The sequence below is a fragment of the Microbacterium sp. zg.Y909 genome (assembly GCF_024626565.1).
In genome coordinates, this window is sequence record NZ_JANJFJ010000026.1 from 1 (window position 1) to 26,489 (window position 26,489).

The 26,489-nt window shown below is 68.2% G+C and carries 26 protein-coding genes, 1 tRNA gene and 4 pseudogenes; 18 read left to right on the forward strand and 13 right to left on the reverse strand.

Going from position 1 to position 26,489, the window contains the following annotated elements; all coding sequences use genetic code 11:
• Nucleotides 1-926: ribosome biogenesis GTPase Der (gene der / locus NQ160_RS03865; protein WP_257513926.1), on the forward strand; the 926-nt coding region annotated here is incomplete at its 5' end.
• A gap of 143 nt (nucleotides 927-1,069) precedes the next feature.
• Here der and NQ160_RS03870 read toward each other — a convergent pair.
• Both NQ160_RS03870 and NQ160_RS03875 read right to left on the reverse strand, forming a co-directional pair.
• Nucleotides 1,070-1,801 carry an anaerobic ribonucleoside-triphosphate reductase activating protein gene (locus tag NQ160_RS03870; RefSeq protein WP_257513927.1) on the reverse strand — a complete coding sequence of 244 codons (732 nt, stop codon included), beginning with the start codon at nucleotides 1,799-1,801 and terminating at the stop codon, nucleotides 1,070-1,072.
• Nucleotides 1,798-3,636: a ribonucleoside triphosphate reductase gene (locus tag NQ160_RS03875; RefSeq protein ID WP_257513928.1), complete on the reverse strand. Its 1,839-nt coding sequence runs from the start codon at nucleotides 3,634-3,636 to the stop codon at nucleotides 1,798-1,800. The genes NQ160_RS03870 and NQ160_RS03875 overlap by 4 nt, the downstream gene beginning before the upstream one ends.
• Nucleotides 3,637-3,878: 242 nt before the next feature.
• Here NQ160_RS03875 and NQ160_RS03880 point away from each other — a divergent pair, with 242 nt between their 5' ends.
• On the forward strand, nucleotides 3,879-4,787 hold the full coding sequence (locus NQ160_RS03880) for an NUDIX domain-containing protein (RefSeq protein ID WP_257513929.1): 909 nt from the start codon (nucleotides 3,879-3,881) through the stop codon (nucleotides 4,785-4,787).
• Nucleotides 4,788-4,861: 74 nt separating this feature from the next.
• On the opposite strand, the gene NQ160_RS03885 is transcribed toward NQ160_RS03880, so the two are convergent.
• Nucleotides 4,862-6,355 carry a DHA2 family efflux MFS transporter permease subunit gene (locus NQ160_RS03885; RefSeq protein WP_257513930.1) on the reverse strand — a complete coding sequence of 498 codons (1,494 nt, stop codon included), beginning with the start codon at nucleotides 6,353-6,355 and terminating at the stop codon, nucleotides 4,862-4,864.
• Nucleotides 6,356-6,477: 122 nt separating this feature from the next.
• Between NQ160_RS03885 and NQ160_RS03890 the strand changes: the two genes are divergently transcribed.
• A complete protein-coding gene (locus NQ160_RS03890) occupies nucleotides 6,478-7,143 on the forward strand; it encodes a TetR family transcriptional regulator (RefSeq protein ID WP_257513931.1) in 666 nt (221 codons plus the stop codon).
• 19 nt (nucleotides 7,144-7,162) lie between these two features.
• Here NQ160_RS03890 and NQ160_RS03895 read toward each other — a convergent pair whose 3' ends face one another.
• The 3 genes from NQ160_RS03895 to NQ160_RS03905 form a co-directional block, all read right to left on the reverse strand.
• On the reverse strand, nucleotides 7,163-7,537 hold the full coding sequence (locus NQ160_RS03895; RefSeq protein ID WP_257513932.1) for an RNA-binding S4 domain-containing protein: 375 nt from the start codon (nucleotides 7,535-7,537) through the stop codon (nucleotides 7,163-7,165).
• The gene (locus NQ160_RS03900; protein ID WP_257513933.1) at nucleotides 7,534-8,241 is read right to left on the reverse strand and encodes a lysoplasmalogenase; all 708 of its coding nucleotides are present in this window, start codon (nucleotides 8,239-8,241) and stop codon (nucleotides 7,534-7,536) included. Before NQ160_RS03900 ends, NQ160_RS03895 begins: the two co-directional genes overlap by 4 nt.
• Before the next feature lie 81 nt (nucleotides 8,242-8,322).
• Nucleotides 8,323-8,904: a GNAT family N-acetyltransferase gene (locus NQ160_RS03905; RefSeq protein WP_257513934.1), complete on the reverse strand. Its 582-nt coding sequence runs from the start codon at nucleotides 8,902-8,904 to the stop codon at nucleotides 8,323-8,325.
• 130 nt (nucleotides 8,905-9,034) lie between these two features.
• On the opposite strand from NQ160_RS03905, the gene NQ160_RS03910 reads away from it, so the two are divergent.
• A tRNA-Pro gene (locus tag NQ160_RS03910) sits at nucleotides 9,035-9,108 on the forward strand.
• A 246-nt stretch (nucleotides 9,109-9,354) separates the two neighbouring features.
• On the opposite strand, the gene NQ160_RS03915 is transcribed toward NQ160_RS03910, so the two are convergent.
• Complete coding sequence (locus tag NQ160_RS03915; protein ID WP_257513935.1) at nucleotides 9,355-9,657, reverse strand: hypothetical protein; 303 nt, start codon at nucleotides 9,655-9,657, stop codon at nucleotides 9,355-9,357.
• Between the two features lie 574 nt (nucleotides 9,658-10,231).
• On the opposite strand from NQ160_RS03915, the gene NQ160_RS03920 reads away from it, so the two are divergent.
• Nucleotides 10,232-10,660, forward strand: a complete 429-nt coding sequence (locus NQ160_RS03920; RefSeq protein ID WP_257513937.1) for a hypothetical protein — start codon at nucleotides 10,232-10,234, stop codon at nucleotides 10,658-10,660.
• Between the two features lie 44 nt (nucleotides 10,661-10,704).
• Here the strand turns inward: NQ160_RS03920 and NQ160_RS24950 are convergent.
• Nucleotides 10,705-10,878, reverse strand: a pseudogene (locus tag NQ160_RS24950) (DDE-type integrase/transposase/recombinase); the annotation flags it as partial.
• Between NQ160_RS24950 and NQ160_RS03925 the strand changes: the two are divergent.
• The 4 genes and pseudogenes from NQ160_RS03925 to NQ160_RS03940 all read left to right on the forward strand — a co-directional run.
• Nucleotides 10,875-11,054, forward strand: a pseudogene (locus NQ160_RS03925) (IS3 family transposase); the annotation flags it as partial. The pseudogenes NQ160_RS24950 and NQ160_RS03925 overlap by 4 nt on opposite strands.
• 58 nt (nucleotides 11,055-11,112) lie before the next feature.
• Nucleotides 11,113-11,622: a DUF4265 domain-containing protein gene (locus NQ160_RS03930; RefSeq protein WP_257513938.1), complete on the forward strand. Its 510-nt coding sequence runs from the start codon at nucleotides 11,113-11,115 to the stop codon at nucleotides 11,620-11,622.
• Between the two features lie 398 nt (nucleotides 11,623-12,020).
• A complete protein-coding gene (locus tag NQ160_RS03935; RefSeq protein WP_257513939.1) occupies nucleotides 12,021-12,377 on the forward strand; it encodes a hypothetical protein in 357 nt (118 codons plus the stop codon).
• Between the two features lie 364 nt (nucleotides 12,378-12,741).
• Complete coding sequence (locus tag NQ160_RS03940; RefSeq protein WP_257513940.1) at nucleotides 12,742-13,143, forward strand: substrate-binding domain-containing protein; 402 nt, start codon at nucleotides 12,742-12,744, stop codon at nucleotides 13,141-13,143.
• A gap of 51 nt (nucleotides 13,144-13,194) precedes the next feature.
• On the opposite strand, the pseudogene NQ160_RS24955 reads toward NQ160_RS03940, so the two are convergent.
• A pseudogene (locus tag NQ160_RS24955) lies at nucleotides 13,195-13,251 on the reverse strand (excalibur calcium-binding domain-containing protein); the annotation flags it as partial.
• Between the two features lie 616 nt (nucleotides 13,252-13,867).
• Nucleotides 13,868-14,650, reverse strand: a complete 783-nt coding sequence (locus NQ160_RS03945) for a DNA/RNA non-specific endonuclease (RefSeq protein WP_257513941.1) — start codon at nucleotides 14,648-14,650, stop codon at nucleotides 13,868-13,870.
• 266 nt (nucleotides 14,651-14,916) lie between these two features.
• Between NQ160_RS03945 and NQ160_RS03950 the strand changes: the two genes are divergently transcribed.
• From NQ160_RS03950 to NQ160_RS03970, 5 genes are all read left to right on the forward strand, one after another.
• Nucleotides 14,917-15,690, forward strand: a complete 774-nt coding sequence (locus NQ160_RS03950; protein ID WP_257513942.1) for an SDR family NAD(P)-dependent oxidoreductase — start codon at nucleotides 14,917-14,919, stop codon at nucleotides 15,688-15,690.
• Nucleotides 15,691-15,746: 56 nt separating this feature from the next.
• A complete protein-coding gene (locus tag NQ160_RS03955; protein WP_257513943.1) occupies nucleotides 15,747-16,715 on the forward strand; it encodes a DUF2252 domain-containing protein in 969 nt (322 codons plus the stop codon).
• A 14-nt stretch (nucleotides 16,716-16,729) separates the two neighbouring features.
• The gene (gene poxB / locus NQ160_RS03960) at nucleotides 16,730-18,454 is read left to right on the forward strand and encodes a ubiquinone-dependent pyruvate dehydrogenase (protein ID WP_257513944.1); all 1,725 of its coding nucleotides are present in this window, start codon (nucleotides 16,730-16,732) and stop codon (nucleotides 18,452-18,454) included.
• Nucleotides 18,455-18,645: 191 nt separating this feature from the next.
• Nucleotides 18,646-19,971, forward strand: coding sequence for an MFS transporter (locus NQ160_RS03965; RefSeq protein ID WP_257513945.1), 1,326 nt, complete (start codon nucleotides 18,646-18,648; stop codon nucleotides 19,969-19,971).
• Between the two features lie 78 nt (nucleotides 19,972-20,049).
• Complete coding sequence (locus NQ160_RS03970; protein WP_257513946.1) at nucleotides 20,050-20,616, forward strand: CGNR zinc finger domain-containing protein; 567 nt, start codon at nucleotides 20,050-20,052, stop codon at nucleotides 20,614-20,616.
• A gap of 53 nt (nucleotides 20,617-20,669) precedes the next feature.
• Here NQ160_RS03970 and NQ160_RS03975 read toward each other — a convergent pair whose 3' ends face one another.
• From NQ160_RS03975 to NQ160_RS03985, 3 genes are all read right to left on the reverse strand, one after another.
• Nucleotides 20,670-21,530, reverse strand: a complete 861-nt coding sequence (locus NQ160_RS03975) for an alpha/beta fold hydrolase (protein WP_257513947.1) — start codon at nucleotides 21,528-21,530, stop codon at nucleotides 20,670-20,672.
• Between the two features lie 109 nt (nucleotides 21,531-21,639).
• The gene (locus tag NQ160_RS03980; RefSeq protein ID WP_257513948.1) at nucleotides 21,640-22,752 is read right to left on the reverse strand and encodes an NAD(P)/FAD-dependent oxidoreductase; all 1,113 of its coding nucleotides are present in this window, start codon (nucleotides 22,750-22,752) and stop codon (nucleotides 21,640-21,642) included.
• Nucleotides 22,753-22,782: 30 nt separating this feature from the next.
• Complete coding sequence (locus NQ160_RS03985; RefSeq protein WP_257513949.1) at nucleotides 22,783-23,286, reverse strand: MarR family winged helix-turn-helix transcriptional regulator; 504 nt, start codon at nucleotides 23,284-23,286, stop codon at nucleotides 22,783-22,785.
• A gap of 76 nt (nucleotides 23,287-23,362) precedes the next feature.
• Here NQ160_RS03985 and NQ160_RS03990 point away from each other — a divergent pair, with 76 nt between their 5' ends.
• The 4 genes and pseudogenes from NQ160_RS03990 to NQ160_RS04005 form a co-directional block, all read left to right on the forward strand.
• Nucleotides 23,363-24,433, forward strand: a complete 1,071-nt coding sequence (locus NQ160_RS03990) for an LLM class flavin-dependent oxidoreductase (protein ID WP_257513950.1) — start codon at nucleotides 23,363-23,365, stop codon at nucleotides 24,431-24,433.
• Complete coding sequence (locus tag NQ160_RS03995; RefSeq protein ID WP_257513951.1) at nucleotides 24,430-25,092, forward strand: NADPH-dependent F420 reductase; 663 nt, start codon at nucleotides 24,430-24,432, stop codon at nucleotides 25,090-25,092. The genes NQ160_RS03990 and NQ160_RS03995 overlap by 4 nt, the downstream gene beginning before the upstream one ends.
• 212 nt (nucleotides 25,093-25,304) lie before the next feature.
• The gene (locus NQ160_RS04000; protein WP_257513952.1) at nucleotides 25,305-26,261 is read left to right on the forward strand and encodes a PstS family phosphate ABC transporter substrate-binding protein; all 957 of its coding nucleotides are present in this window, start codon (nucleotides 25,305-25,307) and stop codon (nucleotides 26,259-26,261) included.
• A 25-nt stretch (nucleotides 26,262-26,286) separates the two neighbouring features.
• A pseudogene (locus NQ160_RS04005) lies at nucleotides 26,287-26,489 on the forward strand (phosphate ABC transporter permease subunit PstC); the annotation flags it as partial.

A 26,489-nucleotide genomic window follows, 5' to 3' on the forward strand; every position in this document is an offset into this window, starting at 1 on the left:
GACTCGGCCAGCCGTACCCCGTCTCGGCCATCCACGGCCGCGGCGTCGCGGACCTTCTCGACGACGTCATGAAGGTGCTGCCGGAGGTCTCGGCGGTCGCCAAGCAGGAGATCGGCGGTCCCCGCCGTGTGGCGATCCTCGGTCGCCCCAACGTCGGAAAGTCGTCGCTGCTGAACAAGGCCGCCGGCGAGGAGCGCGTCGTCGTCAACGAACTGGCGGGCACCACCCGCGACCCCGTCGACGAGGTCGTGGAGCTGGGCGGCAAGCTCTGGCGGCTCGTCGACACCGCCGGCATCCGTCGCCGGGTGCACCTGCAGCAGGGCGCGGACTTCTACGCGTCGCTGCGCACCTCGGCCGCGCTCGAGAAGGCCGAGGTCGCCGTCGTCGTGCTCGACGTCAGCCAGCCGCTGAGCGAGCAGGACGTGCGCATCATCGACCTCGTGCTCGAATCGGGACGCGCCCTCGTGCTGGCGTTCAACAAGTGGGATCGCCTGAACGACGACGACATGGAGAACATCGACCGTCGCCGCTACCTCGAGCGCGAGATCGAGCAGGACCTCGCCCACGTGGCGTGGGCGCCGCGGGTGAACATCTCCGCCCTCACCGGTCGCCACCTCGACAAGCTCGTGCCCGCGCTCGAAACGGCGCTGGAGTCGTGGGATCAGCGCATCCCCACCGGCAAGTTCAACGCGTTCCTCTCCGAACTCGTCGCCGAGCACCCGCACCCGCTGCGCGGCGGAAAGCAGCCCCGCATCCTGTTCGGCACGCAGGCCTCGACCCGCCCGCCGACATTCGTGCTGTTCACGACCGGGTTCCTCGACCCCGGCTACCGCCGGTTCATCCAGCGGCGCCTGCGCGAGCTGTTCGGCTTCGAGGGCACCCCGATCGTCATCAACATGCGGGTGCGCGAGAAGCGCCAGCGCTGATCGCTCGGGCTGTCGCATCCGCGGCATCCCTCGAGAAACCACTTTCGGGATGAGACACCACGCAATGCGCGATGTCTCATCCCGTTTGTGGTTTCTCGCGCGAGGGGCGGGCGCGGCGGCGACGGGCGGCGGCGCGGGTGCGGTCAGCGCACGGTGACGCGGTCGAACCGGGCGGTGGGGATGCCGTCTAGAGCGACCGCGCGCGTCGTCCGGGCGCCGCGGGGGAGCGGTGTGCGGGTGCCGGTGTCGCGGAATCGCTGCACCGCCCAGTCGCGCACACCGGCATCCGCCAGGCGGCATCCGAGCGCGGCGAGGCCGGCTTCGTCGATCGCGTCGGGGTGCACGGTCGTGCGCACCTCGTACTGCAGCGGGCGGTCGGTGTGCTCGCGCAGCCGCTGCTGGGTGAGCACGAGCTCGAGCGACAGCCATGCGCGCTCGCCTGCGCCCGGGCGGCCGGTGACCGCGGTGTAGCGGTCGTCGGTGGCCGCCTTGATGTCCAGTCCCACCCAGTCCACCAGCGGCAGCACACGCGCCAGCTGCCGCGGATACGCCCCGCCGGTGTGCAGTCCCACGGCGAAGCCGCGGGCGCGGACCGTCTGCATCGCGGGGAGCAGCGCGTGCTGCATGGTGGGCTCGCCGCCGGTGAACACCACGGCGTCGAGCAGCCCGACCCGCGAGTCGAGGAACGCCGCCACCTCGTGCCACGTCATCGCGGGTGTCGCCCGCGGGGCGATCAGCGCCGGGTTGTGGCAGTAGAAGCAGTCCCATGGGCACCCCTGCAGGAACACCGTGGCCGCCAGCATGCCCGGCCAGTCCACCGTCGACAGGCGCGTGAGGCCCGCGACGCGCAGGTCGTCGGTGGTGGGGGTGATCATGTGGGGGCTCCGACCAGCTGGGGCGTGGCATCCGACTTCTGCTGGTCGAAGTACACGCGCTCGGCGGCCTCGCCCTTCTTGCCCACGTTGAACGACGACACCGGACGGAAGTAGCCCATGACGCGCGTCCACACCTCGCACTCGGCACCGCACTGCGGGCACGACGGCAGGTCGCCCGAGAGGTAGCCGTGGGCAGGGCAGATCGAGAAGGTCGGGGTGATGGTGATGTAGGGCAGTCGGAACCGCTCCAGCGCTCGGCGCACCAGCGTCTTGCACGCCCGGGCGGAGGTCATCGCCTCACCCATGTACAGGTGCAGCACGGTGCCGCCGGTGTACTTGCCTTGCAGGTCCTCCTGCAGCGCCATCGCCTCGAAGGCGTCATCGGTGAACCCGACCGGAAGCTGCGACGAGTTGGTGTAGTAAGGGTTGTCGGCGGTGCCGGCATGACGGATGCCGGGATAGCGCGCGATGTCCTCCTTGGCGAAGCGGTAGGTCGCCCCCTCGGCGGGGCTCGCCTCGAGGTTGTACATGTGGCCCGTGGCCTCCTGGAACTGCACCATCCGTTCGCGCACGTGATCGAGCACTCGGGCGGCCAGCGTCATGCCGGCGGGTGTGGTGATGTCCTCGGCATCCCGGGTGAAGTTGCGCACGAACTCGTTCAGCCCGTTGACGCCGATCGTGGAGAAGTGGTTCTCGAGCGACCCGAGGTAGCGCTTGGTGTACGGGAAGAGCCCACCCTGGATGTGCCGGTCGATCACGATGCGCTTGGCCTCGAGGGTGTCGCGCGCGATCTCCAGCAGTTCGTCGAGACGCGCGATGACGGCAGCCTCGTCGCCGGAGTGCACGAAGCCCAGCCGTGCGCAGTTGACGGTCACGACCCCGACCGACCCGGTCTGCTCGGCGGAGCCGAACAGGCCGTTGCCGCGTTTGAGCAGCTCGGTGAGGTCCAGCTGCAGTCGGCAGCACATCGAGCGGATCATGTGGGGGTCGAGGTCCGACGTGACGAAGTTCTGGAAGTAGGGGAGGCCGTATTTCGCCGTCATCGCGAACAGGGCATCGACCTCGGGGGCGTCCCACGGGAAGTCCTTGGTGATGTTGTACGTCGGGATGGGGAAGGTGAAGGCGCGGCCGTCATCGTCGCCCTCGGTCATCACGTCGATGAAGGCGCGGTTGATCATCGTCATCTCGGCGGTCAGGTCGGCGTAGGTGAAGTCGCACACGCTGCCGCCGATGAGGGGGTGCTGCGGCGCGAGGTCGTCGGGGACGGTCCAGTCGAACGTGAGGTTGGTGAACGGGGTCTGCGTCCCCCAGCGCGAGGGCACGTTGAGGTTGAACACGAACTCCTGCATCGCCTGACGCACCTGCTCGTACGTCAGCGCGTCGAGCCGGACGAAGGGGGCGAGGTAGGTGTCGAACGAGCTGAAGGCCTGGGCGCCCGCCCACTCGTTCTGCAACGTTCCGAGGAAGTTGACCATCTGCCCGAGCGCACTGCTGAGGTGCTTGGGCGGCCGCGACGAGATCTTGCCCGGGACGCCGTTGAAGCCCTGCTCCAGCAGCGTGCGCAGGGACCACCCCGCGCAGTAGCCGGCGAACATGTCCAGGTCGTGGATGTGCAGGTCGCCGTCGCGGTGCGCAGCTCCCGCCTCGGGGGCGTACACCTCATCGAGCCAGTAGTTGGCGATCATCTTTCCCGAGGCGTTGAGCATGAGCCCGCCGAGGGAGTACCCCTGGTTCGCGTTGGCGTTGACCCGCCAGTCGGCCCGCGACAGGTACTCGTCGACGGTGGCGGCGACGGGGACGGAGCGGGGTGCGGCGGGCGGGGTCGGGGCGGTCATGGCATCCTCTGAGGCGGGGGGGTGGTCTGCGGGCTCACCACTATATGCATGTGGTCAGACCAGTACACAGTCCCATATGTAGTGGCTACAGCGCTCATTGGCGGCGACGGTCGCGCCATTGTGGGGCCGCACAGCATCGCGTGGCGCTCCCGGCGTGGCGGGCCGGGTGGGTGTATGTGGCCGCGTCGGCGGTTTGTGCGCGGCGCGGCGCCACGCGGTGCGGGCTGTGCCAGGCTGGACCGGTGACGATCGTCCCGCCCGCACCGGATGAGCCGCGCCGCCCCGACGGGCCGCGCGATCCCGGCGACGCGTGGGTGGTCGCCGATGACGGCACCCGTTACTGGGGCCGCTTCGGCGCAGCGGGGCTGCTGGCGCTCGACGCGCAGCGCGGCATCCTGCTGCAGCACCGGGTGTCGTGGAGTCATTTCGGCGGCACCTGGGGGCTCCCCGGCGGCGCACGTCACGAGGGCGAGAGCGCGGGGGCCGCGGCCCTGCGGGAAGCGGCGGAAGAGGCCGGGGTGCCGGCGGATGCCGTGCGGCCGCGGCTGCTCAGCATGCTGGACCTGGGCATCTGGAGCTACGGCACCGTGCTCGCCGATGTCGTGACGCCGTTCGAGCCCGTCATCAGCGATGCCGAGAGCCGGGAGCTGTCGTGGGTGCCCGTCGCCGACATCGACGATTACCCGCTGCATCCCGGATTGGCCACGGCGTGGCCACAGCTGCGGACTCTGTTGGACGTGCGGCCGGCCATCGTGGTGGATGCCGCGAACGTCGTGGGCTCGGTCCCCAATGGCTGGTGGCGTGACCGCGCCGGCGCCGGGTCGCGGCTGCTGGCACGCGTGGCCGCCTGGGCGCGACAGGGGGTGGATGCCGGGTCGATCGATCTTCCCGCAGGGCAGTGGTTCCCCGAGGTCTCCGTCGTGCTCGAGGGCGCCGCGCGCTCTGCCGGCGTTGCCGCGGGAGTGCACGTGGTGCGCGCGCCCGCCTCGGGCGACGACGCGATCGTCGACGAGGCAGCCCGGCTGGTGTCGCTCGGTCGTCGCGTCATCGTCGTCACGACCGACCGCGCGCTGTCGCGGCGCGCCGCCGAGGCCGGGGCTGCGGTGCGCAGCGCCGGCTGGCTGCTCGCCTTGTTGCCGGAGCACGCATAGGCCCGAGAAGGGTGAAGCGCCGAGAACGACGAAGGGCCGACAGCGCGCGCTGCCGACCCTTCGTGAACCCGCGATCAGTGAACGGGAAGCGCCTCGCCCTGCGGGGCGTCGTCGGGCGCGGGTGCCTTGCGCACGAAGAACGCGAGGATCACCGCGGCCGACGCCACGATGGCTCCGGTGAGGAACGCCAGGTGCACGCCCGAGGCGACGGCCGAGACGGCGCTCGCGCCCTCCGCCAGTGACGAGGCCGCCTGCACCGACATGAGGGTGACGAACACCGCGGTGCCGGCGGCGCCGCCGACCTGCTGAATCGTCCCGACGATCGCGCTGCCGTGCGGGTACAGAACCCGCGGCAGTGAGCCGAGCGCCGAGGTGAGCAGCGGCGTGAAGACGAAGCCCAGGCCGAGGTTGAGCGTCATGTGCACGGCGATGATCCAGGGGATGGTGGCCGACTCGTCGAAGGTCGTCATGCCCCATAGGGCCGCCGCGGCGACGATCATGCCGGGGATCACGAGCGGCGTCGGCCCGTACTTGTCGAACAGCGAGCCGACGATGGGCGCGATGACGCCCATCAGCACGCCGCCGGGCAGCAGCATGAGTCCGATGGTCAGCGTCTCGAGGCCGAGCACGTCGGTCAGGTAGATGGGCAGCAGCACGAGCGAGCCGAAGAGCGCCGCCATCACGACGACGACGAGCGTCACGGCGAGGCTGAAGGACTTGGACTTGAAGGTGCGCAGGTCCAGCAGCGCGCTGTCGCTCTTCTGCAGCTGCAGCTGGCGGGCGACGAAGGCGGCGAGCCCCAGGGCGCCGACGGCGAGCGGGATCCACACCGGAACCGGCGCGTTGCCCGAGGCGGCTTCGCCGATGGAGCTGAGTCCGTAGATCAGGCCGCCGAAGCCGAGGGCCGACAGCAGCACGCTGAGCACGTCGAACTTCGCCGGGTGGGTCTCGGTGACGTTGCGCACCCAGAGGGCGCCGAGGGTGAGGGCGATGAGCGCGATCGGCAGCACGATCCAGAACAGCCAGCGCCAGCTGAGCGCGGAGAGGATGATGCCGGACACGGTCGGTCCGATGGCCGGGGCGACGGCGATGACGATGGAGATGACGCCCATCATGCGCCCGCGGTGCGTCACCGGAACGATCGACAGCACGGTGGTGAAGAGCAGCGGCATCATGATCGCGGTGCCCGATGCCTGCACGACGCGGCCGGCGAGCAGCATCTCGAACCCGGGAGCGAGGGCGGCGATGAGGGTGCCGAGCGTGAACAGGCTCATGGCGGCGAGGTAGACGCCTCGCAGCGGGAAGCGCGCCAGCAGGTAGCCGGTCAGGGGGATGACGATCGCCATCGTCAGCAGGAACCCGGTGGTCAGCCACTGGGCCGTGCTCGCGGTGATGGCGAGGTCGGTCATGAGGCTCGGCAGTGCGACGCTCATGATCGTCTCGTTGAGGATGACGACGAAGGCCGAGATCACGAGCAGGGCGATGACGACGCCGGGGCGCACGATGACGGGCGCGGTGCCGGTGGGCGTGGGGTTGTCCGCGGTGGGAGGAGTCTTCTCGAGGGTCACGAAGGTCTTTCTGCTGGGGACTCGCGCGCGTGCGGCGCCATGCGAGGGGAAGGTGTCGGATGCCGACGAAGCAACAATACTGGCAGTGCCTGCCATGTTGGCGCAATCTGTACACTGGCCGCATGGACACCGGCAACCCGCATCGCACAGCGCTCAACGACGAGCCTGTCGGGCTGCGCGAACGCCGCCGCCGTGAGACGCAGCGCGACATCTCGGATGCCGCGCTCGAGCTGTTCGAGTCGAAGGGGGTCGCCGCGACCACCGTCGACGAGATCGCCCGGGCCGCAGGGATCTCGCCCCGTACGTTCTTCCGCTACTACGCCACGAAGGAGGAGGCGCTCTTCGCTCCCGAAGACGACACCTCTGCTGCGGTGCGCCGCGAGACGCTCGCCGCGATCCGGGCCGGCGCTCCGGTCGCCGCCGCGCTCGACACCGGGTGGTTGCGCCTGCTCGAAGCCTTCGACGCGCAGGCGCCGGGCGGTCGCGCGCGCTCGCTGCGGGTGCGCCGGCTGGTGCACAGCGAACCGGCGCTGCTGGCCGTCGCACTGCGCAACGAGGCGGCCGGCGCCGATGCCCTCACCGATGCCGCCGTCGACGCGGCGAAGGCGGATGCCGACGTGCTCACCGCGCGTGCGCTGATCACCGCCGTGAGCTGCACGGTGCGATTGGCGTTCGACGAATGGGTCCGACGGGCCGAGCTCGGGCAGGACACGTCGGTCCGTGAGATCTACGTCGCGCTGCGGCGCGGTCTCGCCACGTACGCGGGGCAGATCGCCGACGACCTCTGAGTCCCGAGGCTCGCCTCACTCATCGTCCGCGCAGACGGTCGGTCTCGCGCCGCTCGCGCTTCGTCGGGCGGCCGGCGCCGCGATCGCGGACGGGCACGAACGCGGTCATCTCGCGCGGCGGCGGGGGAGGCGTGCGGTCGTCTACGGCGGCGGCGGCGAGAGTCGCACCCACCCGCTTGGTGATCGTCTGGCGCACGACCAGAATGCGGTCGAACCCCGCGATGCGCACGCGCAGCTCGTCGCCTGGCCGCACCGGCTGCGCCGCCTTCGCGCGCTCGCCGTTGACCCGCACGTGACCGGCGCGGCACGCCGTCGTGGCGGCCGAGCGGGTCTTGTACACGCGCACCGCCCAGAGCCACGCGTCGACGCGTGCCGGCTTGGCGGCATCCGTCATCGCGCGCGCACCCCGCGCAGGTGCCGCGCCACGCCGAACGCGATGAGGCCCTGCCCGATCGTGTACGTGACCATGACGGCCACCCCGGCCCAGTCGGGCGTGCCCGGGACGAACAGGCGGAACGCGAGCGTGGTATCGGATGCCAAGAAGAACACCGCGCCGACGACGACCGCCGGGTTGCAGCGGGTCGCGGCGGCGGCCGTGCCGCCCAAGACCAGGCCGTAGACGGTGACGCCCACGGCGAGGGCGCCGAGAAGCGGCCACAGCACGATGATCAGCACGAGCCACCAGACCACGTAGACGGCCGACCACCAGGGCAGCCGGCGCACGGCGAGGTGTCGCCAGAACAGGGCGATGTAGCAGGCGTGCGCCAGTCCGAAGCTGAGCAGCATCATGGGCAGCTCGTCGTCGAAGAACGGGAAGAAGAAGGCGGCGCCGTCGCCGAACCACGAGAACAGCAGGGCTGCGACGAGGAGGTTGTGCGCGACACCCCAGCGCGTCCTGCGCAGCGACCACGCTGCGGCGAGGATGAGCGCCGGCATGAGGGCGAGCTTGGTCGGGTACGTCAGCGGCGAATCCACGGCCAGCAGGATGACGTGGACCAGGGCAACGACCGCGTAGACCGCGAATCCCCACCACCAGCGGGGGTCCTGCCGCGCGCTCGATGCGGGGGTGGTCGGCGAACGGTCGGGTGCAGTGCGCACGGCGCTCCTTCGGGCAGGACGGACGGTCGTCTCATCGTACGGTCCGGGGCGGTGCCCGCCCGGGAGGGTGGGTCACCCGGCTCAGCCCGAGACCTCGAGCTGCACGATCGCGATGTTCGGCTTCGGTCGGGCCACCTCGTGGAATCCCGCCTTCTCGAAGGTGGAGAGCGTGCCGTGGTACAGGTCGTTCGACGCCACCTTCTTCGCCGATACGTCGATCGGATACGCCTCGATGATGCGGGCGCCGCCTTCGCGAGCGAGGTTCACCGCGGCATCCAGCAGCGCAGGGGTGAGCCCCTGCTTTCGGTGGTCGCGTCGCACGACGAAGCAGCTCACCGCCCACACCCCGGGGTCGTCGAACGGCACCGGGGACGCGGCGTAGTTGCGGGTGCGTGCCAGGCGCGGCTGGCGGGTGCGTGGCCCGACCCTCACCCACGCGGCAGGCACGCCGTCGACGTAGGCCACGAGGCCCGGCGGCGGGCCGGCGTCGATCTCGGCGCGGAACTTCTCGGTGCGCTCGGCGACCGTGGCGGTCTCGAACTCACGTCCCGTCAGCAGCCACCACATGCACTGGCACTCGGCCCCGTCGCCACCGTCGGCGAACGCCTGCTGGATGTCGTCGAACCGCGGCGACGTTGCCGGCTCGATCGTGATCTGGTTCATGGGCCAGACGCTAGCGGCACCCTCCGACAGCGGCAACGGTGACTGCGACATGCGCGGGGTGTGCTGGTTCGCGCGCCGTGCGCGGAGCGGCTAGGATAGGGGAGTTGTCCGCCAGCGGACAGCAGAAGACCGGGATGTGGCGCAGCTTGGTAGCGCACTTGACTGGGGGTCAAGGGGTCGCAGGTTCAAATCCTGTCATCCCGACCGGTGGGGCCGTTGGCAGAACTGATGGCAAAACGGTCGATAAGGAAGAAGGGCACTGGCGTGAAGCCGGTGCCCTTCTTCTTTTTCTGTTGTTGTGGTGAGGGCTGGAGCGGTTGGATCGGCTACCCCGGCGGAACGGATCCCGGAAATGGCGAACGCGCCCGGTTTCGGGCGCGTTCGATTGTCCTGGGTGAGCGTGGGTGTGCCGGTTTCTTCACCGGCCGGTGATGCTGCTCCTGCGGCGAGTCAGGTCCTCATCGGGACAAGCGGGTCGTCGGAATCTGCTGCGGCTGCCGCCTGAGGTCCGCGAGGGGGAATGGTGGGATCGCCGTCGCCGGTGGTCTTGGTGTACCGGTTCGCCCACACGCGGTCGCGGCGGCGGAGCGGTCTGAACTTGGCAGGGTCGGGGAGTCGTCCCCGGATGTAGTCGTCGAGCCACGCGGCGATCTTTCGGAGGTTGTAGTTGGCGATCAGGAAGCTGATCAGCACCTGTGCGGCGGCTGGCCCGCGTACGCGGCGGCGACCGGCGTCTTCCAGGGCGGCTTCCATGGCCCAACGATGAACAGTATCTTCCTCAGATCGCGCCGCTTTATATGACGTTCGGGTCGGGCCTCACGCAATGGAACGTCGTCGCAACTGAAGCCATGGAAGACCTGCCCCTACTCCGGCGCATCGTAAATGCTCCCGTCTCGGGAGCCGCCTGGGCCTACGCGATGGCGAACGGCGGCGACTGTCGGCCAGCGTCGACAGGAATACTCGTATGCGGAAACGCCGTCAATCCAGGAGGCGCGGGCACGGGCGGTACGATCTTCGGCGACGTGTTCGTTACGCAGGATCCCACTCATCTCGTTCTATGTCGGGATTCCCTGATGGCTCACGAATCCAGGCATGCCGCACAATGGGCAGGGTGGGGAGGCCTGGGGTACGCAGCTGCATACGGCATAGCGTCGGCATACTCGACCTTGCTAACTGGCAACAGAGCGTGCGCCAATTACTTCGAATGGGATGCCAGCTTTAGGCGAGGGGGCTATGCCGCATGTTGACCGAGGGACTGCGCCTGATGGCACGGTGGGCGGGTGCCCTTGCCGTGCTCGCCCTTTGCGCGGGCACGATGGCGGGATGCATGTACTTCTTTCCGACCGAACCCGGTGACGATCGCTTGGAGCTCACGGTGCGCTCTGGCGAGGTTTGGTTTCACTGGTGTGGAAGCCGGTCGATGCAAGAGGGCTTGAGGCTCTCGTTCAGAGCTGAGCCACCTGGAGGTCACGTCACGGTCGCGTACGAGGGCTCCGGCAGTTTCGTCCTCGAACCCGGAGGTGAATTCGCTGTCGCTGCGCCGCCGCACGGCTTGCGAGCGACAACCGAGTCGATCTCGATACCGGCCACCGACGAGCTTGAGCGAGTCACCGTCTCGAGCGGGGGGTCGACTCCCACCGCGGACTCGATCCTCACGACGTTCAATATCGACCACATCGATGACCTTGAGGGTGTCTGGTTGCGCATCGACGGGAGCACCGCACAAGTGCCTTGCTCGGATGAGAGCGGCGACTAGGCTGCAGATCACATCTGCCGGGGTGGTGGCGAACTTGTGGGCGCGAAACTGCGTCCTCTGGCGGTGTGGACCATGCAGCCGGCGACGTTCCCGCGCCTGGCGGCGGCGCTGTTCACGGCGTCGACGGCCAGACGTGCGTTCATTCAGTCGCTGATCGAGTACCCGACGATCCGGTTCGAGAACACGTCCTTGATGGCGCAGAGGTAGAGCTTGCCTTCTTCAAACGAACGTGCAGAACCAGCAGAGGTGGGCGACCCTGCAGGAGCTGCGGCTCGCGATCGTCGTCTGGATCGAGCGGAAATACCACCGGCAACGAGCACAGGACACCCTCGGCGGCTTGACACCCATCGAGTTCGAAGCCAAGCTAACCGAGCCGCTCACACTCGCGGCCTAAACCGAACCTGTCACCAGTTCGTTCCTCACGCCACTCCACCTGGCGGTTACACTGGCGCGTGGCCGCCGACGCACTGGCCTGGGGCTTGGAGGGGGAGCGCCCGTTGACGCAGTTCACCTACAGGACGCACCTCGCACCCGTCTGGCGGGAGAAGGCGGACTTCATCCTCAATGCCAGCATCCCTGACGATGAGTCCAACCTGGAGCAGCTCTGGACCCGTAGGCTCGACTCGGAGCGGCTCGAGATCTGTTGCATTCCCTTCTACCGCTACGGCGTCGCCTTGGGTGACGTGGTTTCTTTCAGGGCCGACGACGAGCGCGGTCTTCTTCTTGACGAGAAGTTGGAGGAATCGGGGAGGTACGTGTTGCGCGCCTACCTGCGCGAGGATCGGGTCGCGGTTCAGCAAGACCTCTACGACCGTTTGTGTGAACTCGGGACGCTTCAGGAGTGGTCCGGATCAAGATTCGTGGCAATCGACTGCAGGGATGAGCCGCACGCGGCCAGGGTCTCGGGTTACCTCCAGCAATGCGTCGACCTGAACCTTCTCGAGTACGAAACCGGGCGCTGACCTCTCCTGCGGCCCGTGAGGTCTCGCCCGGCGTATCTTCGCTGCTGGCGACGATGCCGCGAAAACTGTATGAGCGGCTCATTCGGCCGGAGCGCCGCGATCACGCAAAAAGTTCCCCCCTCAGGGCTGGGCCGTCGGTCTGGTCGCCGCGCACGCGGACTTCGATGCGGCTGCTGACGCCATCGGCGGCGTCGTCTTCCTCGCCCGGCGAGATCTTCTCGCCACCGACTGGTAGCGCGGCTGAAGTTCGCGCTGTCAGACAACGGAAGAACACACAGTGTGAAAGAGCAGGAGACTTTGAACGGACTCAATAGGTGGCTCAGGAACAACCCGAATGCCACATATCATGACCGGCTGGTTGCGAGCAGCCTCAGGAACGAACTTCAGGACGTATTGCGATGAATGCCAGCACGGTCTCTCTCGCTGGGGCGCTCTTCTTCGAGTTTCCTTTCTTGCGGCCACTGCTTCAGGAAAGTCTCGAGGACAACGACGGAGAGGTGCTAGCTCATCTCCTGTTTCCGGACGTCGTCCGTTGGCTGCTGAGTCCGGCGGCCAACGAGGCACAGCGTGTCGCCGTCTGGCAGTGGCTCGAGAATATCTATCCGAGCACGGACACAGCGCAGCAGGAAGTGATCGTGTTCAGCGCCATCGAGATGATCCCGGATCCCGGCGTGCCCGGGTCGGAGATGAGGCGGATGTTGGGACCGAATCTGCGGAGGGAAGATCCATGGCTAAACCCGCCCCGGTATACGTGAGTGACGACTGGAGCTGAACCCGTGTCCACCGAACCGGGTTCAGCTCCGTTCTTCTCGTCGTGGTCGTTGCGCTTGAGACCTTCAGTGCAGGTGGATGATCGGTGCCGGACCGGCTTTTCCCGGACACCTGGGTTGAGGGAGAGCCGACCGCCGCTTGCATGTCTCAGCGTCACGAGGGCTGGCGGCGTCGCCTCCGGAGACGCGACGGATGGCCCCGCCCGCCCGTACAGGAAAAACGGGGAGTGGTTACAGGAAACGCGGGAACGGCATCCGGCCGCGATCCGCGCCAGGACAGGTTCTGCCAACAGCCCACCGGTGAGTCCCGGGAACCTAAGGGTTCCCGGGACTTTTTCGTGGGTGAAACTTGATCACGTCATCGCAATGCCACGGCATCCGGCTCACCCGCCTCAGCCACCACGCCGCCTCGATCCAGGGAGGGCGCGCCGCGGCCGCGCTCGCGGCAGCGAGCGGGGCCACGGCCGTCGTTGCCTACAACGATCTCGTCGCCCTCGGGCTTGAGGCGGGGATGCTGGACCTCGGTCGCACCTGCCCCGACGACATCAGCCTCGTGGGTATCGATGACATCGACCTTGCCGGGGCCGTGACCCCAGGGCTCACCACGGTGCAGATGCCCATCGAGCGCAGCGGCGCCCTCGCCGTCGACCTGCTGTTGCAGGCGATTGCGGGCTCCGTGATCGGCGACGTCGCGACGCTCGGCTCGCAGCTGATCGTTCGGGCATCGACCGGGGTTGCGCGGGCGGCCTAGCGCGCGTCTCGCGCTGGACGGTTGTGCGGGTGGGGTAGCGGTGATTGGTGCTTACTCGCAGCCGGTGCCGTCGCCGTCGCGATCGAGCTTGCGGGAGTACCCCGGGGTCCTCGGTTTCGGTTTCGGCGCGGGCTACAGGAAAAAGTGGAGGCCACTAGAGGAAACGCGGGGACGGTATCCGGCGGGAGCCGCACGAGGACAGGTTCTGCCAACAGCCCATCTTTTTCGTTGGTGGAACTTGATCGCGTCAGCGCAATGCCATCACTTTGACCTCTCCCACGCCGTGTCGCGGCGGAGGGCCTCGACTGGCTGGACTTCGCTCCGGTTGCATCCGAGTGATGGGGCGTCTGGGTGCGCACCTCTTCGATATGGACGCTGTGGACAGCCTGACGCTCGAACTCTGGGTTAGGAGAGACTCCTCAATGTCAACGAGCTCGCGGCGAATCTCAAGCTCGATGCGGAGATTCAGGCGGCCGTTGCTGGTCAGGAGGTTCTTGACGCGCCGTGCGGGGGTGAAAGTGGGACAAGCGTACGTCCATACTGGCTCTGGCCGCGGCCGGAGTACTCACCTTCGGAAGCGCACTCGCCGGGTACTCGGTCGTCGACGAGATCGCCTTCAGGCACCGGATGAAATCCGACACCGTCTTCGCGTGCGGCGCCTGGAACCCTTAAACGATCGCGACATGGTGGCGCCGGTCGCTGTCCGCACTCGGTCACCACGCTGTCAGAGAACGATGTCCTCCGTCGTGTCCAGTTCTCGCCACGTCGTGACGCCCTCGGTGACGGGGAGCACGTCGGCGTCGATGAGCGGACCGAGGTCGATCCCGGTCGCGGCGACGACCTCGGCCACCGGCATCTGGAAGGTGCGGAAGGCCGCGAGCGGCGGCGCGACCACGGCCCCCTCGCGGATGTCCACAAGCTCGCTCTGATCCAGGACGAACGCCGTGGCGGCGAGGCCGTCGGTGGAGTGCCACGCTGCGACCTTCCAGAACCGCAAGGGGATCCGGATGCCACGGTAGGGCGGGTCATCTGCCCGCAGCACGGGCGCGGTGAATACCGACAGGCGCTGGTCGGTGGCCTCCGCGTAGCCGAGGACGTGATCCTCGAGTCCCAGCCACAGCTGTTTCGACTGGTTGAACCCGGCGGCCTGCGGTGCCGCGTTCGGGTAGCGGAACGTCGCCTCGGTGGCTTCCCGCGCGGCCTGGGTCTCGCCCCACCCGGGATCGCGGCGACGGACGAGATGCCCGCGATCCAGGTTGTTCCCGGCGTAGACCTCGGGTCCCGCCTGCTGGTCGGCGGGCACCCGGGGATCGAGCTGCCACTCGCCGGTGCGTGGAAGGTCACGCAGAGAGGCGCCGTCGATGTTCACCGCGGTGACGGCCGCCAGGCGCCGTTCGATGTCGAGCACGACGGTGAACCGCGGGTAATCCAGTCGCACGACTTGTCGCCGCGACGTCGGCAACGGGACGTCGGCGTCGAGGAACAGGGGGTCGTAGCCGTCCGCCATTCCGACATCCTCGCCGACCTCGGCGAGCGTGTCATCCGTCAGTACGCCCGGCGCCAGTCGCGGATGATCTCCACCACGTCGTCGAGGTTCGACTCGAGCAGGAAATGGCCCGCGTCGAGAGTTCGATGCGGGCGTTCGGAACGTCGGAGTCGACGTACCCCGGGCCGGAACAGACGCTTGACCCTGTGGCGACCACACGGTCTTGACTCGACCTGTTGACGTCGTCCAGCCGTTTCGGCGGTCGATCCCAAGAGGGGAGCTTCACCATGACAACTCGAAGACGGCGAGTCGCGATCGTCACCGGCGCGGGAAGCGCTCACGGAATCGGATTCGCGTCAGCGCGTCTTATCGGGCTCGCCGGAAACCACGTGATGATCACATCGACGACGGATCGCATCTTCGAGCGCGTCGCAGAATTGCGCGACGCAGGCATCCGAGCGGAAGGGGTGGTCGCCAACCTCACCGATCACGGCGGCGCGGACGCGGTCCTCGCGTGTGCGCGGGATCTCTTCGGTGGAGTGGACATCCTCGTCAACAACGCCGGGATGACGGCCGTGTCCGACTCGTACGCACCGGGCGGGATCGGCAGAACGGTCCTCGGCCACTGGCACGCCTCGCTCGATCGGAACCTGACCACGACGTTCCTGATGACCCGCGCGGTGACGGGCCCCATGCAGGCCGCCGGCTACGGGCGCGTGGTCAACGTGTCCTCGGTGTCGGGCCCCGTCGCCGCATACCGGGGCGACGTCGCCTACCATGCGGCGAAGGCCGGGATCGTCGGACTGACGCGCGCGGCGGCGATCGATATGGCCGCGGCCGGCATCACGGTGAACGCTGTCGCTCCGGGGTGGATCGACACGGCATCCGCCTCCGATCAGGAACGGCGCATGGGCGCGGCCACACCCGTCGGCCGATCCGGCACCGCAGACGAGGTGGCGTACGTGATCGCGTTTCTCGCCGGCGAAGGCGCGTCTTACCTCACCGGGCAGCTCATCACGATCGACGGCGCGAACTCCATCGCCGAGGAGCGCGGTCGATGAGACCCGCAGCCGAAGCCCTCTCTCATACGCGCGCATGGAACCCCGCGGTCCGGCAGATGCGAGCTGTCGATCGGTTACGTGCGCAGGAAGGAATCCGCGACTCGGAGCGACTCGGCGGCACCTGCGGTGAGGATGCCGCAGCCGCAGTCCTGACGGGATACCGCAAGGCGATGCGACGGTATGCCCGCATGGGAGAGCTTGACGTCTGGTATGACCAGGTCACGGCCGATGTGCCGCTGAAGGGACTGACCTCGGACTTCGCCCATGCCGCAGCGCGCGCTATCGAGAAGCAGTCGCGCAAGCAGACCCACCACGGCTCGGCGAAGAAGCTGGTCGCCGAAGAGAACGGACGGCACAGGATCCTTCTCGAGCCGATGAAGCGGATCGACGAAGGGATGAGCGAGGAAGAGCGCATCCGTGCCTATCGGCAGGTCTATGACACCTACCTCGCCTCCATCCCGCCCCACCTGCGCCGGCTCGTCGATCGATTCACCCGCAGTGACTCGGTCCGGCTCTGGCTGCATCTTCTGGAGGGCGACAGCGGGCGTCAGCCCCTGTTCCTGCAGGCGAAGCAGGCCGCCGCCTCGGTGTACGAGGAGTTCCTCGGCCCGAGTGAGTTCTCGAACCACGGCGAGCGGGTCGTCGTGGGTCAGCGCCTCATGCAGTCCGCCGCCGACATCTTCCTCGGGCACATGCGCGTCGACGGCATGGACTATTACGTGCGTCAGTACCGCGACATGAAGATCATCCCCAAGGGAGCCGAGATCGCGGCGTACCTCCCTCAGTTCGCCAAGGCCTGCGGTCGCACGCTGGCGAAGGCGCACGCCCGCAGCGGCGACCCGGCGGCGATCGCCGCGTACATCGGACGAGGAGTCGCTTTCGAAGAAGAGATCCTCCGCTTTGCGCGCGCGTACGCGGACCAGACCCATGCGGATCACGCCGAACTCGTCGCCGCGATCGCTGCGGGTGAGGTGAAGGCCGAGGGAGAGCCGCCGTCCGCCAAAACCGCACAACCGCAACCCTGAAGGAATGAACTGTCATGGCCACTGTCGCTGGGAACATCGTGAAGACGTTGCACGCCAACGGGATCGACCGTGTGTACGGTCTTCCGGGGGATTCGTTGAATGCGTTCACGGATGCGCTTCGCAAGGACGGCACGATCCGCTGGCTGCACGTGCGGCATGAGGAATCTGCGGCGTTCGCTGCAGCTGCGGATGCTGCGCTGACGGGTCAGCTGGCAGTCGTCGCGGCATCGTGCGGGCCCGGCAACCTGCACCTCATCAACGGTCTGTTCGACGCCAACCGTTCGCGTGTCCCGGTGCTCGCGATCGCCGCGCACATCCCGACGGCGCAGATCGGCACGGGGTACTTTCAGGAGACGCATCCACAGGAGCTGTTCCGGGAGTGCAGCGTCTACGTCGAGTACGTCGCCGACCCCCAGCAGATGCCGCGGCTGCTCGAGATCGCGATGCGTGCGGCGATCGAGCAGCGCGGAGTCGCAGTGCTGGTCATTCCCGGGGACGTCGCCCTCGCCGAGATCGGCGACAACCGCGCCGTCGTGATCGAGCGATCGCATCCGGTGATCCTGCCCAGCGCTCCGGAGCTCGATAAGGCCGCCGCGCTGTTGGATGCCGCGCGCAAGGTCACGATCCTCGCCGGCGCGGGTGTGGAGGGTGCGCATGATGAGGTCGTCGCTCTCGCCGACCGGCTGGCCGCACCGATCGTGCATTCCCTTCGGGGCAAGGAGTTCATCGAGCACGACAATCCGTTCGATGTGGGGATGACGGGTCTGCTCGGGTTCGCTTCCGGCTACCGTGCCATGGAGGGCGCAGATGCTCTGCTGGTACTCGGCAGCGACTTCCCGTACGAGCAGTTCTACCCCGAGCGCGCCACGACCATCCAGGTCGACATCCGCGGGTCGCAGCTCGGTAGACGGCATCCGCTCGACCTCGGGCTCGTCGGCGACGCCGGCGCGACCGCTGCGGCGCTCCTCCCGCGACTGGCCGTGCGCGAAGATCGGGGACACCTGGACGATGCCACCGCCCATTACCGGAAGACACGGGCGAAGCTCGACGAGTTGGCCGTGCCGGCGAAGGGCACGCGTCCCATTCATCCGCAGTACCTCACCCGCCTGCTGAACGAGCAGGCCGCCGACGACGCGATCTTCACCGCGGACGTCGGCTCGCCGACCGTCTGGGCTGCCCGTTATCTGTCCATGACGGAGGGGCGGCGCCTGATCGGCTCGTTCACGCACGGTTCGATGGCGAACGCGCTGCTCCACGGGATCGGCGCGCAGGTCTCGCACCCGGACCGACAGGTCGTTGCCCTTGCCGGCGATGGCGGACTCGCGATGATGCTCGGGGAACTCCTCACCCTCACGCAGAACGCACTGCCGGTGAAGACGATCGTGGTGAACAACTCCTCCCTGAACTTCATCGAGCTGGAGATGAAGGCGGCCGGATTCGTCACCTACGGGACAGGGCTCACCAACCCCAGCTTCGCCGCGATCGCCGAGGCGATGGGAATCTTCGCGCGTCGCGTGGAGCGCAGCGAGGACCTTCCGGATGCTCTGCGCGAGGTTCTCGACCACGACGGGCCCGCCCTGCTCGACGTCGTCACCGAACGGCAGGAGCTTTCCATGCCGCCCGCAATCGAGGCCGCACAGGTCAAAGGGTTCGCGCTCTACGCGATCCGCACCGTCATGTCCGGCCGCGGCGACGAGCTGCTCGATCTCGCCAAAGCGAACTGGCGCCAACTCTTCTGAACCCGGACGGGATCGGAGGCTCTGCATGTGTCGGGGGTCGCCCGGCTTTGCGCAGAGAGACGCTCGTGCACAGCATCGCGTCTCGGTGATCAATTCACCCCGGTCACGTGACAAGCGCCGGTATCGCGAGACATAATTGTCACGTGATGACGTCAATGATGGCGTGACGCACCTTGACCCTTGGGGGCGCGGTGAGTGAATCGACAGGTGACCTGACCGGATCGCGAGAACAGCAGCACGGGTTGAGAGGCGGGGCCGGCACCCTGAGAGCGGGGGACCGCTGGCCGAGTCGATCGTTCCGGTGGCTGTGGGCCGCGTCGGCGACGTCGCTGCTGGGCTCCGAGATCGGCGAGCTGGCTTTGCCTCTTCTCGCGTTGCTGACGCTCGACGCGAGTGCGGGCGAGCTCGCCGTCGTGCGTGTGGCTCAGTACGCGCCGTTCCTCGTCCTCACTCTGGCGCTTGGTGTGGTGGTCGACCGAATGCGGCGCAAGCGGCTGCTCATCGCAGCCGACCTCGGACGCGGGGTCGTCCTCACAGCGATCGTGATCGCCGCGCTGACGCTTCCACTGCCGATCTGGATGCTGGCCGTCGCGGTCTTCGTGATCGGCGCGTGCACCGTCTTGGCGCAGCTCGCCGACTTCTCGCTGCTTCCCGCGGTCGTGCCGAACGACCGGCTCACCGATGCCAACGCGCGCCTGACGTCGACCCAGTCGGCCATGTCGATCGCCGGCAGTGGGGTAGGCGGCGTGATCGTCCAGACGCTGACCGCGCCGATCGCACTCGCCGCCAACGCGGCCACCTACCTCTTCTCCGCACTCTTCCTCACGCGCGTCACCGCGGTCGAGCGTGCACGGAACGAACCGGTCGATCGAGTCTCCCCGTGGCTCGAGGCGAGGGCCGGACTCGCCTTTCTCCGTCGCAACCGGGTCGTGCGCGACCTGGCGCTGGAAGCCGCGACCTGGAACTTCGCCAGCGAGATCCTGCTGCTCGGCCTGACGCTGCACGTCACGCAGCAGTACGAGCTCGGCCCGGCGATCCTCGGCGGCCTGCTCATGACGTCGGGTGCAGGCGCCGTCCTCGGCGCGCTGGTCAGCGCAAGAGCGACCCGACGATTCGGTTACGGACGATCCCTCATCGCCGCATTGATCGTGGGAAACTCCGCCCCGCTCGCACTGATCTTCATCGCGGCGGCGCCCTCGGCCGCCGCCCTCGCGGTGGCGGGTGTCGCGCTTGCGTTGAGCGGATTCGGCGTCGGCCTCGCCGCAGCCCAGGCGGTCACCGTCCGCCAGCTCGCGACTCCCGACGACCTCCGCGGACGGGTCAACGCCGCCTACCGGTTCCTCAGCTGGGGGATGATCGCGATCGGCGCCATCGCAGCCGGATTCGTCGCCACGGCCGGGGGACCGGCCGTCGCCATCGTCGTCGGAGCAGTCGGCACCACCCTCGCCACAGGGTGGATCCTCTGCTCCCCGGTGCGCAAGCTCCGCGGACTCGACGACGCGGTGGAGGCGCGGTGACGCATCGCCGTCCCGCCATCCGCTTCGTCCGGTGCAACGCGTTACGCTCTGACTACCGGTGACAGGAGGGGGAGCTCGATGGCAGCGCCGAAGACCGCGGAGGTACACCCTCTGCCCCTCCCGCTTCTCGTGCACATCGTCAACGAGTGGGGCGATGCTCCCCGGATCGAAGCGCACGAGGGCAACGAGCCGTATCCGACGGCCGAGAGCCTCCGTGCGCAAAGCCCGCAGTTCTGGGCGCATTTTCCGCCCTTCGATGAGCGCACCCTTGTGGAGACGGCGAACCTGGTCCATCCGATCTTCGCGGCGCCCTCGGGTAGCGAGTGTGCCGAACGGCTCAACGGACTCATCTCCGAGGCGCAGATGTCACCGGCGCTGTCCTCTGAGGCCTGGACGGTGCAAGAGGTCTGGCACACCGCTCGCCCCGATCGGGCGCTGCTGGCCGGCGCCACGCTGTCGTTGATCGACCACCTTCGCCACGAACCGGATGCCAGCAGGCTCGGTGTCTGCGAGGGCGACGCGTGTGCCGACGTGTACGTCGACCAGTCGCCGGCAGGACGCCGCCAGTATTGCTCGCTGACCTGCCAGAACCGAAACCGCACACGCGCGTATCGGGCTCACCGTCGCGCGGCGGCGCAAAGCTGAGCGACGCCGCGCCGGCAGGCTGCGGGCGCAGGCCGCTCGTCGCTGATCGAGCGTCAGAACCCGCCGCGCCAATCGCGGATGATCTCCACGACGTCGTCGAGGTTCGACTCGAGGAGGAAGTGTCCCGCGTCGAGCAGCTCGATGCGGGCGTTCGGCACATCGCGACGGAAGGCTTCGCCCCCTGCGGCATCGAAGATCTCGTCGTTGCGGCCCCACACGGCGAGCACGGGCACCTGCGTCTCGCGCAGCCACTCGTGGAGGCGGGGGTAGAGCTCGCGGTTGGTCGAGTAGTCGCCGAAGAGATGGAGCTGCGCTCGGTCCACCCCGGGCCGGTTCAGCAGGGCGATGTCGTGCTCCCAGGCATCCGGGTCGATCGTTGTGGGGTCCGGCACCCCGTGGGTGTACTGCCATTCCACCGCTGCGCGCTCGAGCGCCGGGCGGAGCGCCGCCTCGTTCGCGGCAGAGGGGTCCTCTCCGTACGCCCAGATGGGCGCCCAGAAGTCCTCGACGAAACCCTCCTCGTACGCGTTGCCGTTCTGTGAGATGACGGCCTCGACTGCGGCCGGGTCGCGCAGCCCCAGCCGCCAGGCGACCGGGGCACCGTAGTCCTGCACGTACACGGTGTATCGCGTGACGCCGACCTGCTCGAGGAACCGGGCGGTGACGTCGGCGAGCGCGTCGAAGGTGTACGGGAAATCGTCGACCGAGGGAGCCGAGGAGCGGCCGAATCCGATGTGATCGGGGGCGATGACGCGGTACCGGTCGGCCAAGGCCGGGATCAGGTGACGGAACATGTGCGAACTCGTCGGGTAGCCGTGCAACAGCAGGATCACCGGGGCGCCGGAGGGCCCGGCTTCCCGGTAGAAGACGTCGAGCCCGCCGACGCGGACGGTGCGGTGGTGGACGGAAGGCATGGTTCCCCCTGGGGATCGGTGCGGATTCAGAGTCGGGCGAATGGTGCAGCCGCTGAGGGAAGTCAAAGCCCTGTTCCTGCAACCGGGTCAAGCGGCGGGCTGCCGTCGGTCAACCCCGGACGACGGCCGGCTGCGGGCGGCCGGTCAGAGCGCGCACGGCGTCGCGCCCCGCTCGGTTCGCTCCGACGGTGGATTGTGAAGGGCCGAAGCCGATGAGATGCACACGGGGTTCGGCGGCGACCTGCGTGCCTCGCATCTCGATGCCGCCCCGGGCGTTGCGCAGCCCCAGCGGGTCGAGGTGAGCGAGGGCGGGGCGGAATCCTGTTGCCCAGAGGATCGCGTCGACGGGGGTGAGGGTGCCGTCTGCCTCTCGCACGCCTGCCGGTTCGATCCGCGTGAACATCGGCCGTCGCAGGAGGACACCGCGTCGCTTCGCGGCGAGCGCGTAGGGGGTCCACAAGAGACCCGTGTAGGAGACGACGCTGCCGGTGAGGTTTCCTGCTTCGATGTCTGCCGTGACTTTGGAGATGACCTCACGCCCCTCTACCTCGGGCGTGAAGCCGCCGTCGCGGAAGATCGGTTCCCGGCGCGTGTACCAGACCACCTCCGCCACCCGCGAGATCTCTTCGAGCTGCTGGACGGCCGAGATCCCCCCTCCGACGATCGCGACCCGCTCGCCCGCGAAGTCGCGCAGCGTCGTGTAGTCGCGGGTATGGAGTTGGCGTCCCCCGAAACTCTCCTGCCCGGGATAGGAGGGGAGCGTCGGGTTGGTCCAGGTGCCCGTCGCGTTGATGATCGCGCGGGTGCTCCACGTCCCGGCGCTGGAATGGACAAGGAGTCGACCGTCGGGGTCGTCATCGGCGCGTGTGACCGAAGCCACGGTGACGGGCCGGAGGATCGGCAGCTGCGCGTGCTGCTCGAACACGGAGAAGTACGCGGGCACGGCGTCGCGTGCCGGTGCGGCCGGGTCGGGAGGCGCCTGCCGAAACCCCGGCAGGTCGAAGATGCCGTTGACGGTGGCCATCGTCAGCGATTCCCACCGGTGCAGCCACGCACCACCCGGCAGCTCTTCGGCATCGAGCATCACGAAGCTGCGCTCCGCGTCAGGGTCGGTGAGGGCACTGGTGAACCCGCGCCGACTCAGATGGAAGCCGGCGGACAATCCTGCCTGTCCGCCACCGATCACGACCACGCCGGTTCGGCGGACTGATTCTTCTCCCACTGCTGTGTCCTTCTGTCGAAGAGGATTCCCCTATCGAGATGCTCGATCGCTTTGCGCCGGCGGGTCAGGGGTGGGGTCGAGGTGCTCGCGCAGCGCTGCGGCGGCCTCGCCCAGGTGGGCGAGCTGCTGCGGGGTGAACGCGTCGACGAAGAGCTCTTTGATCGCGCGCAGGTGGGGAAGCGTGCTGGCACGGAAAGCGCGGGCGCCCTCATCGGTGAGGCACACGCGCGACCCGCGGGCGTCCTCGGCGCAGGGTTCGCGGCGCACCAGGCGTCGGTTCTCCATTCGCCCCAGGTGTCCGGAGAGTCGGCTGCGCTCCCACTCGATCTGGGCGGCGAGTTCCGAGGAGCGCAACGCGTTCCCGTCGGCCTCACTCAGCGCGAGGAGCACTTTGTAGTCACTGCTGGACAGTTGTGAGTCCTGCTGCAGCCGCGTGTCGATCCGAGCGCGCACGATCTCGAAGGTCTCGATGTGCGCCCGCCAGATCGCGAGCTCTTCGCTCGTCGGCAGGTCGTGACGTGTCGATGTGCCCATCACCGCTCCTCAGTAGTTGACATGTGAACAATACGACGCGATGATTCACGTGTCAACTAAACGCGGAAGGCGCACGATGGATGCTTCACAGATCGAGTTCGGAATCGACAGCTTCGGCGACTTGCCCCGTGATGACCGGGGGCAGGTCGTTTCGCAGGCGCAGGCGATCCGGGCTGCGGTTGCCGAGGCTGTGCTTGCAGACGAGATCGGCATCGACGTGGTGGCGCTGGGGGAGCACCACCGGCCGGAGTTCGCCATCTCCAGTCCCGAGACGGTGCTCGCCGGCATCGCGACCGTGACCAAGCGCATCCGGCTCGCCTCGGGCGTGACGGTACTGTCCTCGGACGACCCGGTGCGTGTCTTCCAACGCTTCGCGACCGTCGACGCGCTCTCACACGGCCGGGCCGAGGTGATCCTCGGACGGGGCTCGTTCACCGAGTCGTTTCCGCTGTTCGGATACGACCTCAAGGACTACGAAGTGCTGTTCGAGGAGAAGATCGACCTGTTCCATCGGCTCCTGGACGAGAAGCCGGTCACCTGGGAGGGGACGACCCGTGCCGCGCTCCACGAGGCGGACGTGTATCCGAAGACCGAGTCGGGGCGACTCAACACGTGGGTGGGAGTCGGAGGATCGCCGCAGTCGGTGATCCGCACGGCCCACTACGGCTTCCGGCTCATGCTGGCCATCATCGGCGGGGCGCCGGACCGTTTCGCCCCCTACGTAGATCTGTATCGGCGGGCGAGCGAGCAGCAGGGCACCATCGCCCAGCCGGTCGGGATGCATTCGCCCGGGTTCGTCGCGGCGACCGACGCCGAAGCCAAGGAGCTCTTCTACCCCGGATACAAGGTGATCCGTGACCGCATCGGCGCGCTGCGCGGCTGGCCGCCTCTGCGGCGCGAGGAGTTCGAGTCCGAGGTCGCGCACGGCTCGCTCTACGTCGGCTCGGTCGAGACGGTCGCGAGAAAGATCGCCCACGCAGTCGGAGTGCTGGATGCCGGCCGGTTCGACATGATCTACTCGACTGCCGGCACCGTGTCAGCCAGTGCACGGCTCCGCTCGGTGGTGCTCTACGGCACCCAGGTCATACCGCGGGTCCGCGAACTCGTGGCCGAACAGTCCGACGTCAGGGTGGGGGCAGCACGATGACGGGGCCCATACACACCGTCGGCATTCTGGGCGCCGGAAAGGTCGGCACCGTCCTGGCGCGCCTGGCGGACGCCGCGGGCATGCGCGTGCTGATCGCAGGTTCGGGCGACCCCGCGAGAATCGCATTGATCACGGAGGTCCTCACGCCGGGCGCGACCGCCGCCTGGCCGGCCGAGACTGCAAGCTCCGCGGACCTGGTGATCCTCGCCCTCCCGCTCGGCAGACACCGAAACCTCCCGGTGGATGAGCTGGCGGGGAAGCTGGTCGTCGACGCGATGAACCACTGGTGGGAGACCGACGGTCCGCGCGAGACGATCGTCCCGCCCGGAACCTCCTCGAGCGAAGCCGTGCAGCAGGCGCTGCCCGGGTCGCGGGTCGTCAAAGCGCTCAACCACATGGGCTACCACGACCTCGAGGACGAGGCTCGCCCCGCAGGCAGCCCCGGGCGCAAAGCGATCGCGCTCGCGGGCGATTCGCCAGAGGACCTCGCCGTCGCGGCGGAGCTGATCGACGCGCTCGGATTCGACCCGCTCCCGATCGGCGGCCTCGCAACGGGCAGTCGGCTCGAGCCCGGGATGCCGGCCTTCGGCGCGAACGTCCCCATCGACCGGCTCCGCGAGCTCACCGGCATCCCGGCCCCGGTGATGCTGTCGGAGTGACGGGGAGTTCACCGTCGCGAGTGTGACGACTGGCTCCTCGTGGTCGGCGAGCACCAGACGGTTCGCTGGGGGCCATCCGGCCGCCAGGCTGCGTTCACCCGGCGTTCAAGGTACGGGACTTCGCTGGCAGTCAGATAGAGAACCGGCTATCTGACCCGCCCCGCACCGGGCGGGCCTGGAGCCCTTCGCTGGGCATGAAGGAAAGCGCACCCGTGACCAAGACCACAGCCAAATTCGCTGCCGTTGCCACGCTCACCGCCGTCGCTCTCGCATTGAGCGCGTGCGGCGGCCAGTCCGCCGCCGGCGATTCCGCCGAAAGCGGTGACGCCGGCTCCGGCGGCTCGGTGACCACCGACGGTTCCTCGACCGTCGCCCCGCTCACCGAGGCGGCCGCGGACCTGTTCCGGGAGCAGGATGCCTCGGTGAACGTCTCCGTCGCCACCTCCGGCACCGGGGGCGGCTTCAAGGCGTTCTGCGCCGACGAGACCGACATCTCCAACGCATCCCGCCCCATCAAGGACGAGGAAGCCGCCGAGTGCGAAGCGAACGGTGTCGAGTTCACCGAGATCATCGCTGCGAACGACGGGCTGTCGGTGATCATCAACCCGGAGAACGACTGGGCGACCGACCTCACCCTCGAGCAGCTCGCGAAGATCTGGGCGCCCGCATCCGAGGGCACCGTCACCAGCTGGGCCGACGTCGACCCCGGCTTCCCCGACGTGCCGCTCGTGCTCTTCGGCGCCGGCACCGACTCGGGCACGTTCGACTACTTCACCGAAGAGATCAACGGTGAGACGGGTGCGATCCGCACCGACTACAGCCCCTCCGAGGACGACAACATCACCATCCAGGGCGTTGCCGGCGATGAGGGGGCGATCGGCTTCCTCGGCCTCAGCTACGTCGAAGAGAACGAGGGCACCATCGTCGCCGCCTCCATTGACGGCGTCTACCCGAGTACCGAAACGGTGCAGGACGGCACGTACACGCCGCTCGGGCGCCCGCTCTTCATCTACGTGAAGAACGCCGCGTACGCGGACAAGCCCCAGGTGAAGGAGTTCGTCGACTTCTACGTCGCCAACTCCGATGAGATCGCGGAGCTTGCGCTGTTCGTCCCGCTGACGCAGGAGCAGATCACCGTCGCCCAGGAAGAACTCGCCTCACTCGGCTGAGTGAGACCCTCCGTCGAGGAATCTCATGACCGCCGTCATCGAGAAGGCCGCGGGTCCGGAGCTTGCTCCGGGCCCCCGGCCGGGTACCCAGTTCGCCGGCCGTCGGCGGCCGGGCGAGACCCTCATCAGGATGGTTCTGCGCCTTGCCGCGGTGCTGACGATGGTCACCACCGCCGGCATCCTCATCGCGCTGCTGATCCCGTCGCTGTCGTTCTTCGCCGAGGTCCC

Excerpts from the sequence above, each read along its gene's own strand:
- NQ160_RS03870 (WP_257513927.1), bottom strand. The coding sequence starts at position 1,801 with ATGATCACCCCCACCACCGACGACCTGCGCGTCGCGGGCCTCACGCGC.
- poxB (WP_257513944.1), top strand. The coding sequence starts at position 16,730 with ATGGCCACTGTCGCTGGGAACATCGTGAAGACGTTGCACGCCAACGGG.
- NQ160_RS03905 (WP_257513934.1), bottom strand. The coding sequence starts at position 8,904 with ATGAACCAGATCACGATCGAGCCGGCAACGTCGCCGCGGTTCGACGAC.
- NQ160_RS03920 (WP_257513937.1), top strand. The coding sequence starts at position 10,232 with ATGTACTTCTTTCCGACCGAACCCGGTGACGATCGCTTGGAGCTCACG.
- NQ160_RS03955 (WP_257513943.1), top strand. The coding sequence starts at position 15,747 with ATGCGAGCTGTCGATCGGTTACGTGCGCAGGAAGGAATCCGCGACTCG.
- NQ160_RS03935 (WP_257513939.1), top strand. The coding sequence starts at position 12,021 with ATGAATGCCAGCACGGTCTCTCTCGCTGGGGCGCTCTTCTTCGAGTTT.
- NQ160_RS03970 (WP_257513946.1), top strand. The coding sequence starts at position 20,050 with ATGGCAGCGCCGAAGACCGCGGAGGTACACCCTCTGCCCCTCCCGCTT.
- NQ160_RS03915 (WP_257513935.1), bottom strand. The coding sequence starts at position 9,657 with ATGGAAGCCGCCCTGGAAGACGCCGGTCGCCGCCGCGTACGCGGGCCA.
- NQ160_RS03945 (WP_257513941.1), bottom strand. The coding sequence starts at position 14,650 with ATGGCGGACGGCTACGACCCCCTGTTCCTCGACGCCGACGTCCCGTTG.
- NQ160_RS03895 (WP_257513932.1), bottom strand. The coding sequence starts at position 7,537 with ATGACGGATGCCGCCAAGCCGGCACGCGTCGACGCGTGGCTCTGGGCG.
- NQ160_RS03990 (WP_257513950.1), top strand. The coding sequence starts at position 23,363 with ATGGATGCTTCACAGATCGAGTTCGGAATCGACAGCTTCGGCGACTTG.
- NQ160_RS03995 (WP_257513951.1), top strand. The coding sequence starts at position 24,430 with ATGACGGGGCCCATACACACCGTCGGCATTCTGGGCGCCGGAAAGGTC.
- NQ160_RS03890 (WP_257513931.1), top strand. The coding sequence starts at position 6,478 with ATGGACACCGGCAACCCGCATCGCACAGCGCTCAACGACGAGCCTGTC.
- NQ160_RS03985 (WP_257513949.1), bottom strand. The coding sequence starts at position 23,286 with ATGGGCACATCGACACGTCACGACCTGCCGACGAGCGAAGAGCTCGCG.
- NQ160_RS03950 (WP_257513942.1), top strand. The coding sequence starts at position 14,917 with ATGACAACTCGAAGACGGCGAGTCGCGATCGTCACCGGCGCGGGAAGC.
- NQ160_RS03975 (WP_257513947.1), bottom strand. The coding sequence starts at position 21,530 with ATGCCTTCCGTCCACCACCGCACCGTCCGCGTCGGCGGGCTCGACGTC.
- NQ160_RS03875 (WP_257513928.1), bottom strand. The coding sequence starts at position 3,636 with ATGACCGCCCCGACCCCGCCCGCCGCACCCCGCTCCGTCCCCGTCGCC.